The 15,950-nt window shown below is 39.5% G+C and carries 18 protein-coding genes; 8 read left to right on the top strand and 10 right to left on the bottom strand.

The genetic code is table 11. The annotated features are described in order from the left end of the window. Nucleotides 1-185: 185 nt before the first annotated feature. The 3 genes from IR135_RS06175 to IR135_RS06165 are packed head-to-tail and all read left to right on the top strand — an operon-like array spanning nt 186 to nt 1,280. Nucleotides 186-389 (top strand): helix-turn-helix transcriptional regulator, encoded by a 204-nt coding sequence (locus tag IR135_RS06175; protein WP_135097738.1) that lies wholly within the window; start codon nt 186-188, stop codon nt 387-389. Next, on the top strand, nt 390-1,082 hold the full coding sequence (locus IR135_RS06170; protein ID WP_135097735.1) for a DUF3169 family protein: 693 nt from the start codon (nt 390-392) through the stop codon (nt 1,080-1,082). A gap of 39 nt (nt 1,083-1,121) precedes the next feature. Beyond that, on the top strand, nt 1,122-1,280 hold the full coding sequence (locus IR135_RS06165; protein ID WP_167753376.1) for a hypothetical protein: 159 nt from the start codon (nt 1,122-1,124) through the stop codon (nt 1,278-1,280). Between the two features lie 133 nt (nt 1,281-1,413). Here IR135_RS06165 and hisIE read toward each other — a convergent pair whose 3' ends face one another. Genes hisIE through IR135_RS06125 form a run of 8 tightly spaced genes read right to left on the bottom strand, consistent with a single transcriptional unit; the run spans nt 1,414 to nt 7,744 of the window. Next, nucleotides 1,414-2,037, bottom strand: a complete 624-nt coding sequence (hisIE, locus tag IR135_RS06160; RefSeq protein ID WP_135097732.1) for a bifunctional phosphoribosyl-AMP cyclohydrolase/phosphoribosyl-ATP diphosphatase HisIE — start codon at nt 2,035-2,037, stop codon at nt 1,414-1,416. Further along, complete coding sequence (gene hisF, locus IR135_RS06155) at nt 2,037-2,798, bottom strand: imidazole glycerol phosphate synthase subunit HisF (protein ID WP_135097730.1); 762 nt, start codon at nt 2,796-2,798, stop codon at nt 2,037-2,039. The genes hisIE and hisF overlap by 1 nt, the downstream gene beginning before the upstream one ends. Beyond that, on the bottom strand, nt 2,795-3,496 hold the full coding sequence (locus IR135_RS06150; protein WP_135097727.1) for a HisA/HisF-related TIM barrel protein: 702 nt from the start codon (nt 3,494-3,496) through the stop codon (nt 2,795-2,797). The genes hisF and IR135_RS06150 overlap by 4 nt, the downstream gene beginning before the upstream one ends. Before the next feature lie 45 nt (nt 3,497-3,541). After that, nucleotides 3,542-4,126: an imidazoleglycerol-phosphate dehydratase HisB gene (gene hisB / locus IR135_RS06145; RefSeq protein ID WP_135097725.1), complete on the bottom strand. Its 585-nt coding sequence runs from the start codon at nt 4,124-4,126 to the stop codon at nt 3,542-3,544. Continuing rightward, nucleotides 4,119-5,105 carry a pyridoxal phosphate-dependent aminotransferase gene (locus tag IR135_RS06140; RefSeq protein ID WP_135097722.1) on the bottom strand — a complete coding sequence of 329 codons (987 nt, stop codon included), beginning with the start codon at nt 5,103-5,105 and terminating at the stop codon, nt 4,119-4,121. Before IR135_RS06140 ends, hisB begins: the two co-directional genes overlap by 8 nt. Before the next feature lies 1 nt (nt 5,106). Continuing rightward, nucleotides 5,107-6,339 (bottom strand): histidinol dehydrogenase, encoded by a 1,233-nt coding sequence (gene hisD / locus IR135_RS06135; protein WP_135097720.1) that lies wholly within the window; start codon nt 6,337-6,339, stop codon nt 5,107-5,109. Continuing rightward, entirely contained in the window at nt 6,336-6,941 is a 606-nt protein-coding gene (hisG, locus tag IR135_RS06130) for an ATP phosphoribosyltransferase (RefSeq protein WP_135097717.1), read from the bottom strand. The genes hisD and hisG overlap by 4 nt, the downstream gene beginning before the upstream one ends. After that, nucleotides 6,938-7,744, bottom strand: coding sequence for an ATP phosphoribosyltransferase regulatory subunit (locus IR135_RS06125; RefSeq protein WP_135097714.1), 807 nt, complete (start codon nt 7,742-7,744; stop codon nt 6,938-6,940). Before IR135_RS06125 ends, hisG begins: the two co-directional genes overlap by 4 nt. 143 nt (nt 7,745-7,887) lie before the next feature. On the opposite strand from IR135_RS06125, the gene IR135_RS06120 reads away from it, so the two are divergent. Next, nucleotides 7,888-8,175, top strand: coding sequence for a YerC/YecD family TrpR-related protein (locus IR135_RS06120; RefSeq protein WP_115884926.1), 288 nt, complete (start codon nt 7,888-7,890; stop codon nt 8,173-8,175). 50 nt (nt 8,176-8,225) lie between these two features. Here IR135_RS06120 and IR135_RS06115 read toward each other — a convergent pair whose 3' ends face one another. Beyond that, the gene (locus IR135_RS06115; RefSeq protein WP_135097712.1) at nt 8,226-9,095 is read right to left on the bottom strand and encodes a LysR family transcriptional regulator; all 870 of its coding nucleotides are present in this window, start codon (nt 9,093-9,095) and stop codon (nt 8,226-8,228) included. A gap of 146 nt (nt 9,096-9,241) precedes the next feature. On the opposite strand from IR135_RS06115, the gene IR135_RS06110 reads away from it, so the two are divergent. From IR135_RS06110 to IR135_RS06100, 3 genes are all read left to right on the top strand, one after another. After that, complete coding sequence (locus tag IR135_RS06110; protein ID WP_228063439.1) at nt 9,242-10,660, top strand: MFS transporter; 1,419 nt, start codon at nt 9,242-9,244, stop codon at nt 10,658-10,660. Nucleotides 10,661-10,685: 25 nt separating this feature from the next. Further along, nucleotides 10,686-11,645: an agmatinase gene (gene speB, locus IR135_RS06105; protein ID WP_135097707.1), complete on the top strand. Its 960-nt coding sequence runs from the start codon at nt 10,686-10,688 to the stop codon at nt 11,643-11,645. Nucleotides 11,646-11,911: 266 nt separating this feature from the next. Then, the gene (locus tag IR135_RS06100) at nt 11,912-12,940 is read left to right on the top strand and encodes an acyltransferase family protein (RefSeq protein ID WP_135097704.1); all 1,029 of its coding nucleotides are present in this window, start codon (nt 11,912-11,914) and stop codon (nt 12,938-12,940) included. Between the two features lie 54 nt (nt 12,941-12,994). On the opposite strand, the gene IR135_RS06095 is transcribed toward IR135_RS06100, so the two are convergent. Beyond that, nucleotides 12,995-13,816 carry a PepSY domain-containing protein gene (locus IR135_RS06095; RefSeq protein WP_167753375.1) on the bottom strand — a complete coding sequence of 274 codons (822 nt, stop codon included), beginning with the start codon at nt 13,814-13,816 and terminating at the stop codon, nt 12,995-12,997. Between the two features lie 147 nt (nt 13,817-13,963). On the opposite strand from IR135_RS06095, the gene IR135_RS06090 reads away from it, so the two are divergent. Next, nucleotides 13,964-15,925, top strand: a complete 1,962-nt coding sequence (locus IR135_RS06090) for a fructose-1,6-bisphosphatase (protein ID WP_135097699.1) — start codon at nt 13,964-13,966, stop codon at nt 15,923-15,925. Nucleotides 15,926-15,950: the final 25 nt, after the last annotated feature.

Genomic DNA, 15,950 nt, shown 5'->3' with positions numbered 1-15,950 from the left:
ATATCTTACCTATTATAAACTTGCTGCTAAATTCATTGGTGCTGTAAAATCAACAATATTATGTTTTTTATTCTTTTGACTATTTTATTTATTATATTGACAAGTAAAGTTGTCAATAAGACAAATATATGTTACATTATAAATAAGAAAAATATAGATAACTAAAACAAAGCGAAGGTGAAGCTATGAAAACAAGATTGCGTGAACTGCGCGCGAGGGACAGTTTAAACCAGACCCAGCTCGCAAAACTCGCCAAAGTATCCCGGCAGACCATCAGCTTGATTGAGCGCGAAGAATATATCCCGTCCCTTTTAATTGCTAAACGAATGGCTAATATATTTAACGAACCAATCGAGAATATTTTTATCTTCGATGAGGAGGAGTTATAAATGAAAACCATCTTAAAAATGCTGCTGTACGCTGTGATCGGCTTTGCAGCGGGTTATTTGACACTCGAACTGCTTTACGGACGAAACATAGGCGGCACACTTGACGTTGTCTACTTCTGGCTGAGTATCGTGATGATTATAATAATAATCGGCCTGCTTTTATACGCATTTATACGACGCAGAAATTTAATCAGCTTAACAAAAGATAAAAACCGAAATATGACTGACGATGAATTCGACGCATACAGCTATAACTCATTCAATGTTATTACTGTAATGACTTCTGTATCATTGATACTTTCATTCATGTCACTTGCCATCCAAACCATGGCCGCAGAAAATCCTTGGCTTATCGTACTGACGGTGATATTGGTGTTTATTTCTCTGTATATGAGTATTCGGGCCTCAGCCCTTATCAACATCGTTTATCCGGATAGAAATTTACCGGAACCCGGCGAAAAGAAATACAATCAAAAACTGCTGGCTGCTACAGACGAAGGTGAATTATTTGTGATGGCGAAAGCACTGTACACTTCAGGCGCTCTCACGTCTGCTCTGTTGTTTTTCGCAATGATTCTGATGATTTTTTATTCAATTATCACAGAAGAATCACAAATTTTCAGTATTATACTCCTCGGTCTCATCATGATTATCAATCAGCTGAAATATTCATATGAAATCAGAGAGAAGTAAATGGAGATTATTATAAAAATTATTAAGGATGAATAATTTATGAGATGCGGTACGAAGCGCTTTGAGGTTACTGTAAAGAAAGATAACAGGATCGCAACACAGGAAATCTGCGCACGTGATCAAATCGATGCAAGAAAAATTTGCCGGCGTATGTTCGATAGTGACGAAGTCATTATTTCAGTACGAAAAAAGAAATAAATGATAAATGACCGCTGAAAATTTTATTTCGATAAATTTTCAGCGGTCTTCTTATTTTTATGAGCACATAGAATTGAAGGAAAGCAAAAAACCGGAAAGAATATCATCTTCCCGATTTATCCACTCTATTTATTTACCATTTTTGAATTTCATCGCGTATGCTGTATTCTTGTTTTTTCCCGTGTCTTTCTTCGAGTTTATTCTCAACATCCTGCAGCGATATACCCTCATTATTAAGCATAACAAGCAAATGATAAAGTAAGTCACTCGTCTCGTCGGTAAGCTCCTGCTTATCTTTATTTTTCGCCGCGATAATCACTTCGGTCATTTCTTCGCCGCATTTTTTCAAAATTTTATCTGTGCCTTTATCGATTAAGTACTTAGTATAAGAACCTTCCTCAGGGTTTTGCATTTTTTCCTGCACAGTACGTTCCAAGGCCTGAAGACTGAAGTAGTCGTCGCCAAAACAGCTTTTTGTTCCTGTGTGACAGGTTGGACCCTGCGGCTTCACTTCAAGCAGAAGTGCATCCTGATCGCAGTCCAGCTTCATCGAGATAACTTCCTGTGTGTTGCCGCTCGTTTCTCCTTTTTTCCATAAGCGTTCTTTCGAACGCGAGTAAAACCATGCTACTTGATCTGCCTTCGTCTTCTCAAATGCTTCTTCGTTCATAAAACCATTCATCAGTACTTGTTTTGTTGCCGTATCCTGCAGTATTACTGATAATAAACCGTTATTTTTACTGAAATCCGGTTCCATTACAAACGCACCTCAATTCCATTGTCAGCGAGTTCCTGTTTTAATTCACCGATCTTAACTTCTTCTCTGTGAAATATAGATGCTGCAAGCCCGGCTGATACTTCTGTTTTCTTGAATAGTTCCGTAAAATGACCAATGCTTCCGGCACCGCCGCTTGCAATAACCGGAATACTGACAGTCTTTGCTGCCTGCTCAAGGAATTCGATATCAAATCCATTCTTCACGCCGTCGTGGTCCATACTTGTAATCAGCAGTGACCCGGCACCAAGAGCTTCACATTCCTCAATCCAGTCCGATGCTTTTTTATCGGCTCTTTTTGTTCCGCCGTGCGTGTATACATAATAGTCTTCCAAGTCATTGCTGTATTTTACATCCACAGCAAGTACAATACGTTCGTTGCCGAATTCTTCAACTGCTTCACGGATAAACTCAGGATTTTTCAGTGCGGCGGAGTTGATGCTGACTTTGTCTGCTCCTGCTTCGAGCAACTGTTCAATATCTTTTACTGTTTTAATGCCGCCGCCTATTGTCAGGGGAATCGACAGTTCTTTTGCTGTTTCCCGAATTGCATCCAGCATCAGTCCGTGCCCTTCCTGCGTTTTAGATATATCGAGAAAGACGAGTTCATCTGCGCCTTCTTCGTTATATCTTTTTGCCAGCTCTGAGGGTTTCCCAATATGCTGCAAATCTACAAAATTAACGCCTTTGACTACAGCACCGTCTTTAACATCGAGACATGGTATTATTTTTTTCACTGTCATTTAATTCCCTCCCAAAACTCTTCGGTGTGACTGGATTTTCCGACAATTGCCTCTGTTATCCCCAGACTTTCCAGCTTATCGAAATCCGCTTTATTTCTAATGCCGCCGCTTGCGACTACTTTATGACGGGTCATATTATTGATCCTCGCTGTATTTTCAAAGTTCGGACCGAGTCCCATACCGTCTTTATTTATATCTGTATAAATAACCCCTGCAAGATCCAGCGTTTCTATCTCTTCTAAATAGTCATCAGTTTTAATGCCGCTGTTTTCTGTCCAGCCATTAATGTAAATATCATCTTCTTTTGCATCCACACCCACGAATATTTTCCCGGGAAATTTTTTAACCGCTTCAGTCAGCCATGGCACATCAACAATTGCACGGGTACCGAGAATAAAATATTCAACACCCATGTCATGATACTGCTCAATCGTTTCAAGCGAACGCAGTCCCCCGCCTATTTCTAGCGGCAGTGAAGATAGTTCTGCAAGCTTCTTAACAAGATTCGATTCCAGTGCTTCCTGTTTTAAAGCACCCATCAGATCAACAACATGAATTCTCGTTACCGATTCAAAGCCCGCATAAAACTCCAATGCTTCTTCAGGTGTTCTTTTCATCTGTGATTTTTTCGCGTAATCTCCTTGTGATAAACGGACATTCTGACCGTCAATTAAATCTATCGCAGGAATAATATTCATGTTAAAACTCCCTTTTCCCGTACTGTTTTATCTGTCTGCCAGTAATTACTCAATTACGCCTTTCGAGGACGGAATACCGCTTTTTGACGGCTGCAGTGCAAGCTTCAAACTGCGTGCAAAGCCTTTAAATATTGCCTCTATTTCGTGATGCGAATTTCCTGATTTTAGTAAATCAATATGGAGCGTCATTCTTGAATTCATAGCGACAGCGTTAAAGAACTCTTCTGTGAGTTCCGTATCGAAATCCCCTACCTTATCTCTCGATATAACCGCATTAAAGCTGAGATGTGGTCTTCCAGATAAATCCAGCACTACACGTGCAAGTGATTCATCCATCGGCAGATACATCGATCCGTATCTCTGATAGCTTTCTTTTTCAGCGTACAGCTCTCTCAAAAGCTGTCCGAGGACGATACCGATATCCTCAACGGTATGATGCCCGTCGATATGTAAATCCCCCTCGGCCTTAATATTGACATACAGCTCCGAGTGAAAACTGAACAGTGTCAGCATATGGTCAAAAAAACCGAGACCCGTTTCTATTTCAGATTCTTTAAAATTTCGTTCGTCATCTATTTCGATGCTTATTTTGGTTTCTTTGGTTTCCCTGTCTTTACTGTATTTAGTCATGAGACTCACCCCACTTCGTAATAAGTTCTTTCAGTTTTGGATACTCTTTTTCATGAACAATTGAAAATCGGGCTGCATTTTTAAGATTCGCATCATCATACACTCTGCCCCTGTACCCATTTTGATAAAGATATTCATATAAATCCCGGGCTTTATCACCGTATATAAACACAAAATTCGTATGTGTAGGTTTAATTTTAATATGACGGCGGACTGTTTCAAATGCATCAGCAAGTGATTTCTGCAGGTCTTTCTGGTATTCGAACCATTCGTTCAGCCGCTTCTGATCGCTGAGCAGTGCGCTTCCGAGATTAAGTGTCAGGCCATTTAAAGGATACGGGTGATTAATTCGCGTAATCGCTTCATAAGTTTTTCCTGTCGCAATCGCGATACCGATTCTGAGTCCTGCAAGACCATATACTTTACTCATTGTCCGCACAATTATAATATGGTCCCCTTCGGGAATTGGGCGCTCCAGAGCAAATTCCCCATATGCTTCATCAATGACCAGATATCCTCCAACAGACTTCATTGCATCAGCGAGTTCTTTTATAAAATGACTTGGCAGCAGTACACCTGTCGGATTATGCGGATTTGAAATAAAAAATACAGATGGCTTTTTAGCCTTAATTTCATTTACTGCAAGTTCATAATCAAATGAGTAATCTTCACGCGCCGGTACAGAATAATAACGGTATCCGACCTGGTTTGAGTAGGTCTGATACATTACAAAATCCGGACTGAGCGACATTACACCATTCTTTCCCAGCGTCATAATAATTTTTTGCAGCCATTCATCCGAGCCGTTCGCCACTTCAATGTTCTCTGCCGAAAATCCGTTTTGTTTTGCGTATAATTCTTTAAAACGTCCGAGTTCTTCTTCCGGGTACAATTCAATATCGGTGCTATTTACCGCCTCAAGAATCTGTTCCTTCGAGAGAGGCGACTTTGGTGAGGTATTTCTGTCCATACTGATCATTTTACCGCTCCGTTCTAATATTTAATGATTCATAATGGGCATCGAGCCCTTCTTTTTTTGCGATTGTTTTCGCAGCTCCTGCGATATTACTGTATGTTCCCTCTTTTAGATTAATCACTGCATGACTTGTCAGAAAATCATTTACATTCAAACCGTGACTGAAACGGCCTGTCTGATTTGTCGGTAATACATGTGAGGGTCCCGCTGCATAGTCGCCGATTGCTTCCGGTGAGTATTTGCCGATAAAAACCGCACCTGCATAGCGTATTGCACGGGCAATATCTTCTTCATCCCGGTGCTGAATTGATACGTGTTCCGGAGCGATAAAGTTAATAATTTCTATAAGCTTTTTCCTGCTGTCAATAATCTGATAGTGATTATTCTCGAGCGATTTTTGGATGACATCTGCTCGTGTCTGCGAGTCAGTCAGGCGATTGACTTCAAGCTGGATACCGTCAATAACATCCTGTGATTCTGTTATGAGGAAGGTTCTTGCATTTACATCGTGCTCAGCCTGGGCGAAAATATCATACGCGACTGCTGTATAATCTGCAGAATTATCGACGTACAGAAGGATTTCACTCGGTCCCGCGATCATATCAATGCCGACATCTCCAAATACCTGTTTTTTTGCCAGTGCAACATACTTATTACCGGGGCCGACAATCTTATCTACTTTCGCAATAGTTTCTGTTCCGTAAGCCAGCGCCGCGACAGCCTGAGCGCCTCCCACCGTATACACTTCTGTAACGCCTGCAATGTAAAGTGCAGCGAAAGTAATATTTTCATCGTCGAAAGTCGGCGTTACAGCAACGATATTCTCCACCCCTGCCACTGCTGCAGGAACTGCTGACATCAGTACACTTGAAGGATATAACGCTGTACCTCCCGGAATGTAAATGCCAATCCGTTCCAAGGGATGGTAGACATAGGAAAACTCTCCATCCTCGAAATCCTTATATTTTATCGACTGCTGGTAATCAGCAATGCGTTTTTTAATAAGAACCAGCGCATTCTTTTCTTCTTCACTTAAATTATCAAAACTGTTTTTCAGTTTTTCCTCGGGCACTTTAAAATCATCCAGCTTCCGCCCGTCAAACTGTGCTGTATATTTCTTTAAGGCTTCATCTTTGTTCTGCTTCACATCTTCAATTATAGACAGAACATTATCTATGTTTTCTTTATCTGTGCTGTCCTCACTTGTAAATATCTGTTTAAAGGTTTCCGCGTTCATCCAATCACTCCAATTTCACTTAAAAATTCATAGATGCTGTCTTCCTTCGTATAGAACGTCTGCTTATTCGCAATCAGACGCGCCTGTACATCGAGAATTCTTTCATACTCAAGCAGACCATTATCACGTAAAGTATTCCCTGTCTGTACAATATCCACAATACCGTCTGCCAGTCCGAGGATCGGCGCGAGTTCTACTGAACCATTAAGGTGAATCAGCGACACCGGCTGCTGCTGTCCGTTGAAATAGTTACGGGCAATATTAGTATATTTAGAAGCTACAGTATTAAAATGTTCTACATCCGGCGGACCCGCCAGCGCAAAATGACATTTTCCGAAAGGCAGTTCAGATACATTTAAATAGCTGAACACCTCTTCTTCAATAATGTCACTGCCAACAATACCGATATCTGCCACTCCGCGTTCAACATAGACAGGCACATCCGGTCCTTTTGCAAAAATGAAGCGGATATTATCCACAATCGTATAGAGCGCGCGTGATTCATCTTTCAGTACCTTGCTGTATTTATAAAGTTCATATTTCTCTAAATAAGAAACAAAATCATCAAACAAACGTCCTTTGGATAATGCTACTGTAATCATAAAAGACCTCCGTCTGTGAGATTTAACGCAATGCCGAATGCATTGCTGTTATATTGCCCGCCGCTTAATATCGGTGAGTTAGAATTTAAAAATGCCTGAAAATACAAACCGTTATAGTAATTTTGAGGCGAACGGAACGATAAATCCAAAATGAATTTTCTATCTTGTGATGAAATCTTTGTTTTTAAATGTGTAATTGCCTGCATAACTTCCGTATCGCCGAAAATCTCACTCACCATCTTAAACTGATCGCTTACCTTGGCACTCATAATCTTATACAAATCATGATCTTTACCGAGCTGCTGACGCAGCTCCGAAATGTTCTTTGTATAAATGAGCTGGCGCACTGAATCAGGAAGCTTATATTTTTCAATAAATAAATCAATCAGCTGATCATTATTTATAACGAGTGTTTTGATTTGTGTTTCTGCACATTCTTCAACAAAATTCATATGCATTAACAGCGCTTCGATAATATCCTTTTCCGCTGCCTTATAAATTTCTACACCTGCCTGATAGAATGATTCATTCTCTCTGACAACAGGCCCAAAATAACCAAAACGCTTGTCATCTGAATAAAAGTTGCTGTTGAAATTCAGCAGCGTCCTTGTCCAGTCACTGCGAATGGCGTACATTGCATTATTTCTTTCAAAAACTACACTTGTCGGGTGATGATATTTATCATCGATTGAAAAAGGTTCTATCATATTCATATCAACCAGAGTGTACCCTGAATCATCAAGCTGCTCCAGATATTTTTGTCCAAGAGCGAGCCGCTGCAAAATGAATTTGTTGTTTGTCATAATTACTCTCCTTTAACACTTTAGCGAGATAAAGAGTTGCCAATAAATAAAATAGTAACAAAGATATTTAATATACACAACCATTTTCTTTACCACTTTAGTATGTTAAAGTATTATTATCTTATTTATACGGAGCTGAGGCTATGCAAATAGATAAATTAAAAGGTCAGGAACTCGACGATCTGTTCGACGGAATTCTGTCACTTGAGACGAAAGAAGAATGCTATAAGTTTTTCGATGATATTTGCACATCCAATGAACTTGTGGCATTAAAACAGAGATTTCAGGTCGCAAAGCTTATCGATGAAGGCAAAACGTATTCTAAAGTTCAGGAAGAAACAGGAGCATCGAGCGCCACTGTATCACGGGTGAAACGCTGTCTTGATTACGGCAGTGACGGCTATCGCACTGTTTTGAATAAAATAAAGTAACGGTAGGCGTTACAGAGAAAGGGAGTGCATAACGTTATGCACTCCCTTTCTTAATTCTCCAAATATTCTTTTGTCACATTTATAAACTTTTCAATATCCGACGTAAAATACCTGTTTTTCATATATGACAGATATAAATCAGGACCTTTTAAATCATAATCTAAAGAAACACTCGTTACATCATCATCTGTATAGTTACTCGCATAAAGTTCTGGCATAACTGCAATTCCAAGTCCTTTTTTCACTAAACGTACTGCGGTACCTATAGTATCGACCCTAATGACATTTCTGAATTTCAGATTATTTTTATGAAGAAATTCATTTAACTCATATGATCCCTCGCTGAAAATTAAAGTGTGATTCTGGTAATTCTGGAGGCTGACATTGTTAAGCTCCGACAGAGGAATATCTCTGTGGACGAGGAGTGAATGAAGATTCGGACCTAAATATATTGATTCCATATCTTCGTCTAAGTAACTTAAGGTTGTTAAACCAAAATGAAGCTGATGCATACGCAGCTGATCTATGATATGCGAAGTCGTTCCTTCAGTTAATTTAATGTCGAAGTTATTGTTGCTCTCGAGAAATATATCAAATAATTCCGGTATTACAGCTCTGAAAAGTTCTGTAATCCCCATTTTCAATTGTCCGCTGCCTCTTTTACCAATATATTCAACTTCATCTTCCATATTTTCGAAAATTGATAGCACCAGTTTTACATGTTTGTAAAACTCCGCTCCGGCATCTGTAAGCTTAAAAGTCCCATCATTACGTTCTAATAGTTTAAAACCAATTTCGTTTTCTAACTTGCTCAAAGACATGCTGAGTGACGGCTGGGAGACATATAATGAATTCGCCGCTCTACTGACCTTTCCGTGTTTAACTATTTCGTGAAAATAACGCAATTGTTTAATATCCATCACAATTCCCCTCACTTATTATAAATATTATTTATAGTTATATAAAAATTATATATTTTTAAAATATAATTGTATCACTTACACTGAAGTTATCCTATTAAGCGCTTACATAACGGATGATCAGTTTTTCAAATACTAAGGGGTGGTTGAAAATTTCATCAACTAACAAAAAAGCTAACTTATATATTGTCGGTATTGTTCTGGCTGTATTAACGTTTTGGATGTTTGCTCAATCTATGATTAACATCCTTCCCGCTATGACGGCAGACATGGACGTTTCGCTTGGTACATTAAATATCTCCACAAGCTTGACTTCCTTATTTTCCGGTTTGTTCATCGTGGTGGCAGGAGGTCTTTCCGACCGTTCAGGTCGTAAAAAAATGACTTTTTTCGGGTTGGGGTTAAGTATTTTAGGAAGTTTTTTAGTAATTATTGCACAGGGGCCTTCACTTCTTATCATAGGCAGGGCAATACAAGGGATTTCCGCTGCATTTATCATGCCCGCTACCATTGCTCTTATTAAGACAGCCTTTAATGAAGCTGACAGACAGCGTGCACTAAGCTACTGGTCCTTCGGTTCATGGGGAGGAGGAGGCGTAGCTACGCTGGCAGGAGGTCTCGTTGCGACATATATGGACTGGAGATGGATTTTTATATTCTCGATAATCGTTGCTCTTATCTCGATGTGGATTCTCCGAGATATCGAAGAAAGTAAAGTGAACGATTACAAGAAAGAACCTTTTGATTATATTGGATTCGCAATTTTCATCTTCTTACTTCTTGGTGTCAATATCGTAATTACGCAGGGGCAAGAGTTCGGCTGGTTCAGTCCAATTATTATCGGCTTGATGATTGTTACTTTAATATTAGCAGTTTTATTTTTCATGTATGAGAAAAAACGTAAATTTCAATTTATCGATTTCAATTTATTTAAGTCACGTCCTTACACCGGGGCTGTAACTTCCAATTTTCTGCAAAACGGCATCGCAGCCACTATAGTAGTAGCAAACACATATGTTCAAATAGCAAGAGGATTTTCGGCATTCGAAACCGGACTTCTGACTATTGGAAATATAGTCGCTTTACTGATAATGATACGTGTCGGTGAGCGTATGCTTCAAAAAATTGGCGCAAGAAAACCTATGCTTTGGGCAATTTTTATTGCCGCTATAGGTATGAGCTTAGCCGCAATGACATTTCTACCTGACATACTTTATGTCATCGTAGTTTTCATCGGCTTCCTAATCGCTGGAATAGGTATTGGAATGTATGCGACACCATCCCTTGATACTTCAGTCGTTCATATTAGTAACGATAAAGTTGGAGTCGCTTCAGGCATCTACAAAATGGCCAGCTCGCTCGGTTACTCGTTTGGCCTGGCTATATCAACAGCTGTATATGGAACTGTGGAAGCCATAACTTCAAATATTCATCTCGCCGCTTCTGGCGGCATGTTCACAGCATTGGCTTTCGGAGCTGTGTCGATTTGGATTGTAGCTAAAACAATGAGTCCGGAAGAAGGCCTTAAAACTAAACCTATACTCGCAACGAGTAAAATAAACTAATGGTTAAATATTGGAGGAAATTATTATGGTTAATCCTGATGAAAAACAATTTTTAAATCTGCCTTTTACAGGCATCACGACTTTTGGTAAATATCCGGTATGTGCAGACTTAGATGAACTCGACGCAGATGTAGCAGTCATAGGTGTCCCGAATGACATGGGGACTCAATGGAGATCTGGTGCAAGAATGGGACCTCGAGCCGTCCGGGAAGGCTCTACTTTATACAGCTTTGGTTTAGATGGTGCATATGATATTGAAAATGATATTACTTATTTGGGCCCAAGATGGAATGTAGTGGATTGCGGAGATGTAGACATTATACATGGTGATATTATGCAATCACACGACAATACTGAAGAAGCAATTCGTAAAATTGTGGATAAAGGCGCAATGCCTGTTGTAATTGGTGGAGATCATTCTATTACTGCGCCTGTCGGCAAAGGATTAGAAAAATTAGGCCCTTTCCATGTAATTCAAATAGATGCACATCTCGACTGGGCTGATCATCGTTCAGGTATGCGTTACGGACACGGTAACTGTATTAGACGATTATCAGAACTGGAACATGTTAAAGATATATTCCAGTTTGGTATCAGGGGTATCAGCAGCAGTCTGAAAGAAGATGTCGATGCAGCCAGAGAATATGGAGCGACGATTTTATCACCAAATAAAATGCGCGAAAAAGGCATTGAAGGTCTTTTGGAGTTATTGCCTAAAGGAGAAAAATACTATATTACAATTGATATAGATGGTATCGACCCATCAGTTGCTCCAGGAACAGGAACACCTTCTCCAGGCGGTTTGTACTATGACGAAGTAAATGAGTTGTTAAAAGCTATTTCAAATCATGGAGAAGTTATTGCATTTGATTTGGTTGAAGTTGCACCTCAATATGATTTAACCGGTATGACTGGTCAAACTGCTGCTAGAATCATGCTTGATTTACTGAGTTATGTTACTAAGAAAAAAGAACAGAATGATTAATAGAATGATTTCTGCATAGGAACAAAGAACTTTAAGAAGATAAAACATTTCATAAAACACAGTTAAAATCCGTGCATTAGACTCTTTTGGGAAACTAATGCATGGATTATTTGTGTTGAATATATTTATATTCATCCCTTTTTTCACTCAGCCGCTTTTTATTTGAATTTTCTCCCGCTGATGATATATAGTGATTCAATCATTGGAAACACCGCAAAATACGCAGAGAACATATAAAAATCTGCCGGACTATGAGGGGTATCATAATGGCTGAAAAGAAAAGATTTACTGAAATTGATGCATTGAGAGGTATCGCGGCCATTGTCGTCGTGCTTTACCACTACATTGTTTTTTATGATGAAAAGTTTGGACATATAAAAGAAAATTATATAGATATACTGTCGTTCGGACATTACGGCGTTCAATTATTTTTTATCATCAGCGGATTCGTTATTTACATGTCGGTTCTGAAAGTAAAATCGACACCTGACTTCTTAACGAAAAGAGCAATCCGGCTGTATCCTACTTACATTTTTGCGATTATCGTCACCTTCATCGTAGTTGGAATATCTTCTGTCGATACCCTTAAAGCGGGGGTTGCTGATATGTTTATTAACATGACAATGTTTCAGGACTTCTTCGGTGTTAAGAATGTCGATGGCGTGTACTGGTCACTGCGCGTGGAATTGACATTCTATCTGTTAATGGCACTGCTCCTGATTTTCAATCTGCAACGAAGAGTGATGCTGTTTACGGGTGTCTGGCTCGCTGCTTCTGCACTGATACAAATTACAAATGGTCTTGCAGGCAATGAGACAACGGCACTAATTGAGAAGTTTTCAATGTCCAATTACTGTCAGATGTTCATTATCGGAATTATGTTTTATTATATATGGCAGCACGGCAACCATTTAAAATATCATTTGATGATTGCCCTGTCCCTTATTTACGATTTTTCATTTGAAGGTTTCACAAATGGTCTCTTTACTGTATTTTTTATCACAGTCTTTTACCTGGTACTGAACAATAAAATGCAGTGGCTGAAGTCAGATACGCTTGTTTATCTCGGCGCCTTATCTTTTCCGCTGTATTTAATTCATCAGAATATCGGTTATGTCATTATTCAAAAACTCGAATCTCTAGGCTATGTACACGAAGTCTTTCTCGTCGTACCGCTTGGTATCAGTCTTGTGCTAGCACATCTTATACTTCATTACGTTGAGAAACCAAGTCATAACGTGCTGTTTAAACTATATAAAGAAAGACAGACCGCAATGCTGAATGTCTCAAGATAAAAAGACGCCCCGTTTTTGGGGCGTCTTTTTATTGACTTAAAAGTACTTCTTAATTTAGTCATCCTGTTCGCTATTAAGGATTTCTAAGCTTTCCGCATCAATTGTGTATTCATATTTCTGATTTTCGTAAATAAGGTCGATGTCGTATTCAGCTACTCCGTCATCCATACTTAAAGACCATTCTCTAACTTCACCACCGCCGAGATCGGCAATTGCTTCATCGATAGCATCATATGCTTCGTTTAATGAACCGTAATCGACAACGTCATTCTGATCATCGTTATCATCATCGTCTTCCTGTTCAGTTCTGACATCAACGATTTCTTCTGTGTCAAGATCGACTACGACTTCAGATTCTTCGCTGCCGTTATTTAAATCTACTTTATAAACCCATCCATTCCCCTCATTCTCGAAAGAAATCTCATGGAGATCACCTTCAGCTTCTCCTTCAGCAAGAGAAATAGCATCATCTGCAGTTAAGCTGATGTCTTCCAGCGCTATTGTTTCAGAGTTGGTTTCAGAACTAGAACTGCTGTCACTGTTATCATTTGATGTGCCTTCTGTTTCAGTACTTTCAGCTTCTTCAGATGTATTACTGTTAGGATCGCTCGAACCTGACGGGTCTGCAGATGTTTCTTCGTCTGATTCATCACTGCTGTCTTCGTTGCCGTCTTCAGTATTTTCTTCCGTCGCAGCATCGTTGTCCGTGCCGCCGTAGTCCGTACTTGTTTCCTGATCCTCATCAGTTGTTTCCTCGTCAGTTATCGGACCGCCATCAGTTTCCGTTGTATCTTCATTAGCAGATTCTTCCTCATTGCCGCATGCTGCTAAAACCAGACTCGAAGCCAGCAGCAGGCCAAATATTTTAATTTTCACTGTAAGCTCTCCCTTCGACTTGTTATTCATATAATATCCTGTTATTTTTACAAGCAAACATTTTCATACGCGATAAATCATTTATCATTTATACAGTTACGGATATAATGGAGATATTATGAGATTTTACAATAGGAGTGTTAATCAGTGACTGTATCGGACAACAATAATACAGATTATAAAGCACGTTACTTTCAGCTCCTCGCTGAAAAGTTTAATTCAGAAGAAAAAGTTGCAACAGAAATTATAAATTTGGAATCTATTCTGGAATTGCCTAAAGGAACTGAGCATTTTGTGAGTGATCTGCACGGGGAATTCCAGTCCTTCCAGCACGTGCTCAGAAACGGTTCCGGCAACGTGAAAGTAAAAATTGACGATATGTTTAAAGACCGTCTGACCGAATCTGAACTCAGCGAACTGGCTGCTCTCGTTTATTATCCTGAAGAAAAATTAAAGCTGATTACAAATCAGTTTACGGATAAAAATGAACTGGCTGACTGGTATAAAGCTAAGATTGAACAGCTGATAGAGCTTGTCGCTCATTCTTCTTCAAAATATACTCGTTCCAAATTACGTAAAGCACTGCCTCAGCAGTTTGCTTACATAATTGAAGAGCTGCTGTACAAAAAAGATGAGCACGATAATAAAAAAAGATACTACGATCGTATTTTAAGCGAAATTATCGAACTTGGTCAGGCAAACAAATTAATTACCGGTCTTTCTTTTACCATCCAGAGACTGGTCGTTGATCATCTGCATGTCGTCGGCGATATATATGACCGCGGTCCCGAGCCTGATCAAATCATGGATACTTTAATCGATTATCACTCTGTCGATATTCAATGGGGAAATCACGATGTCCTCTGGCTCGGAGCATATGCCGGTTCCAAAGTATGTCTGGCAAATATTATACGTATCTGTGCCCGTTACAATAATCTCGATATTATTGAAGATGCGTACGGTATTAATCTCCGTCCCCTCTTTACACTCGCTGAAAAATATTATGATGATAATTCTGCCTTCCACCCGAAAAAAACATCTGACAAAATTTTATCTGCGCACGAACAGCTCCAGATGACAAAAGTTCAGCAGGCTATATCGATTATCCAGTTTAAGCTGGAAGCACCGATTATTAAAAGGCGTCCGAACTTCGACATGAATGACCGGCTGGTGTTAGAAAATGTTAATTACGACACGATGGAATATATGGTGGACGGTAAAGTTTACCCGCTTGAAAACACGTGCTTCCAAACGGTTAATCCTAATAATCCCGCGGTACTTACCGATGAAGAAATGAATGTTATGAATACGCTCCTTATATCAGTGCAGCAATCAGAAAAACTTAAAAGGCATATGAATTTCATGATGAAAAAAGGTAACCTTTACTTGCGTTATAACGGTAACCTGCTGATACACGGATGTATTCCGGTGACGGAAGACTGCGAAATGGAAGGTATGGAAATCGACGGGCAAGTATATTACGGCCGGGAACTCCTCGACCAGTTCGAAAAATACTTGCGCCGGGCATTTGCGAATCTCGATGAAACCGAGGATCTCGCCACGGATTTAATCTGGTACTTATGGACCGGAAAAAAATCATCGCTGTTTGGAAAACGGGCAATGACAACTTTTGAGAGATACTTTATCAGTGACAAAGCAACTCATAAGGAAGAAAAAAACCCGTACTATTATTTGCGGGAGCAGCCTGAAATGGCAGAAGCATTCTTAAAAGAGTTCAATTTAGATCCTGAAGAAGGCCATATTATAAACGGGCATACACCTGTTAAAGAAAAAGAAGGTGAAAACCCTATTAAAGCCGACGGCAAACTGATTGTTATCGACGGCGGTTTTTCCAAAGCTTATCAGTCGACAACAGGTATTGCCGGCTACACACTGCTGTTTAATTCATACGGCATGCAGCTGGTGGCTCATCAGGAATTTAACTCCAAAGACAAAGTGCTGGAAAACGAGTCTGATGTACTCGCAGTCAGAAGAATTGTCGATGAAGAACTCGAACGTAAAAAAGTCAGAGATACAGAAATCGGTAAACGTTTAAGATATGAAATTTCCATGCTGAAAGACTTGATGAAACACCGTTATATTAATTAAAGATAAGCACTAAAAAACAACGTCC

This window comes from Jeotgalicoccus nanhaiensis (assembly GCF_015235105.1).
GTDB lineage: Bacteria > Bacillota > Bacilli > Staphylococcales > Salinicoccaceae > Jeotgalicoccus > Jeotgalicoccus nanhaiensis.
This window is presented reverse-complemented; position numbering and strand designations above follow the sequence as displayed.

Bases quoted from the DNA above. Each gene is read 5' to 3' on its own strand.
- hisF (WP_135097730.1), bottom strand. From the start codon at position 2,798: ATGACAGTGAAAAAAATAATACCATGTCTCGATGTTAAAGACGGTGCT.
- IR135_RS06165 (WP_167753376.1), top strand. From the start codon at position 1,122: ATGAGATGCGGTACGAAGCGCTTTGAGGTTACTGTAAAGAAAGATAAC.
- speB (WP_135097707.1), top strand. From the start codon at position 10,686: ATGGTTAATCCTGATGAAAAACAATTTTTAAATCTGCCTTTTACAGGC.
- IR135_RS06175 (WP_135097738.1), top strand. From the start codon at position 186: ATGAAAACAAGATTGCGTGAACTGCGCGCGAGGGACAGTTTAAACCAG.
- IR135_RS06170 (WP_135097735.1), top strand. From the start codon at position 390: ATGAAAACCATCTTAAAAATGCTGCTGTACGCTGTGATCGGCTTTGCA.
- hisD (WP_135097720.1), bottom strand. From the start codon at position 6,339: ATGAACGCGGAAACCTTTAAACAGATATTTACAAGTGAGGACAGCACA.
- IR135_RS06150 (WP_135097727.1), bottom strand. From the start codon at position 3,496: ATGAATATTATTCCTGCGATAGATTTAATTGACGGTCAGAATGTCCGT.
- IR135_RS06120 (WP_115884926.1), top strand. From the start codon at position 7,888: ATGCAAATAGATAAATTAAAAGGTCAGGAACTCGACGATCTGTTCGAC.
- IR135_RS06125 (WP_135097714.1), bottom strand. From the start codon at position 7,744: ATGACAAACAACAAATTCATTTTGCAGCGGCTCGCTCTTGGACAAAAA.
- IR135_RS06115 (WP_135097712.1), bottom strand. From the start codon at position 9,095: ATGGATATTAAACAATTGCGTTATTTTCACGAAATAGTTAAACACGGA.
- hisB (WP_135097725.1), bottom strand. From the start codon at position 4,126: ATGACTAAATACAGTAAAGACAGGGAAACCAAAGAAACCAAAATAAGC.
- IR135_RS06100 (WP_135097704.1), top strand. From the start codon at position 11,912: ATGGCTGAAAAGAAAAGATTTACTGAAATTGATGCATTGAGAGGTATC.
- hisIE (WP_135097732.1), bottom strand. From the start codon at position 2,037: ATGGAACCGGATTTCAGTAAAAATAACGGTTTATTATCAGTAATACTG.
- IR135_RS06140 (WP_135097722.1), bottom strand. From the start codon at position 5,105: ATGATCAGTATGGACAGAAATACCTCACCAAAGTCGCCTCTCTCGAAG.
- hisG (WP_135097717.1), bottom strand. From the start codon at position 6,941: ATGATTACAGTAGCATTATCCAAAGGACGTTTGTTTGATGATTTTGTT.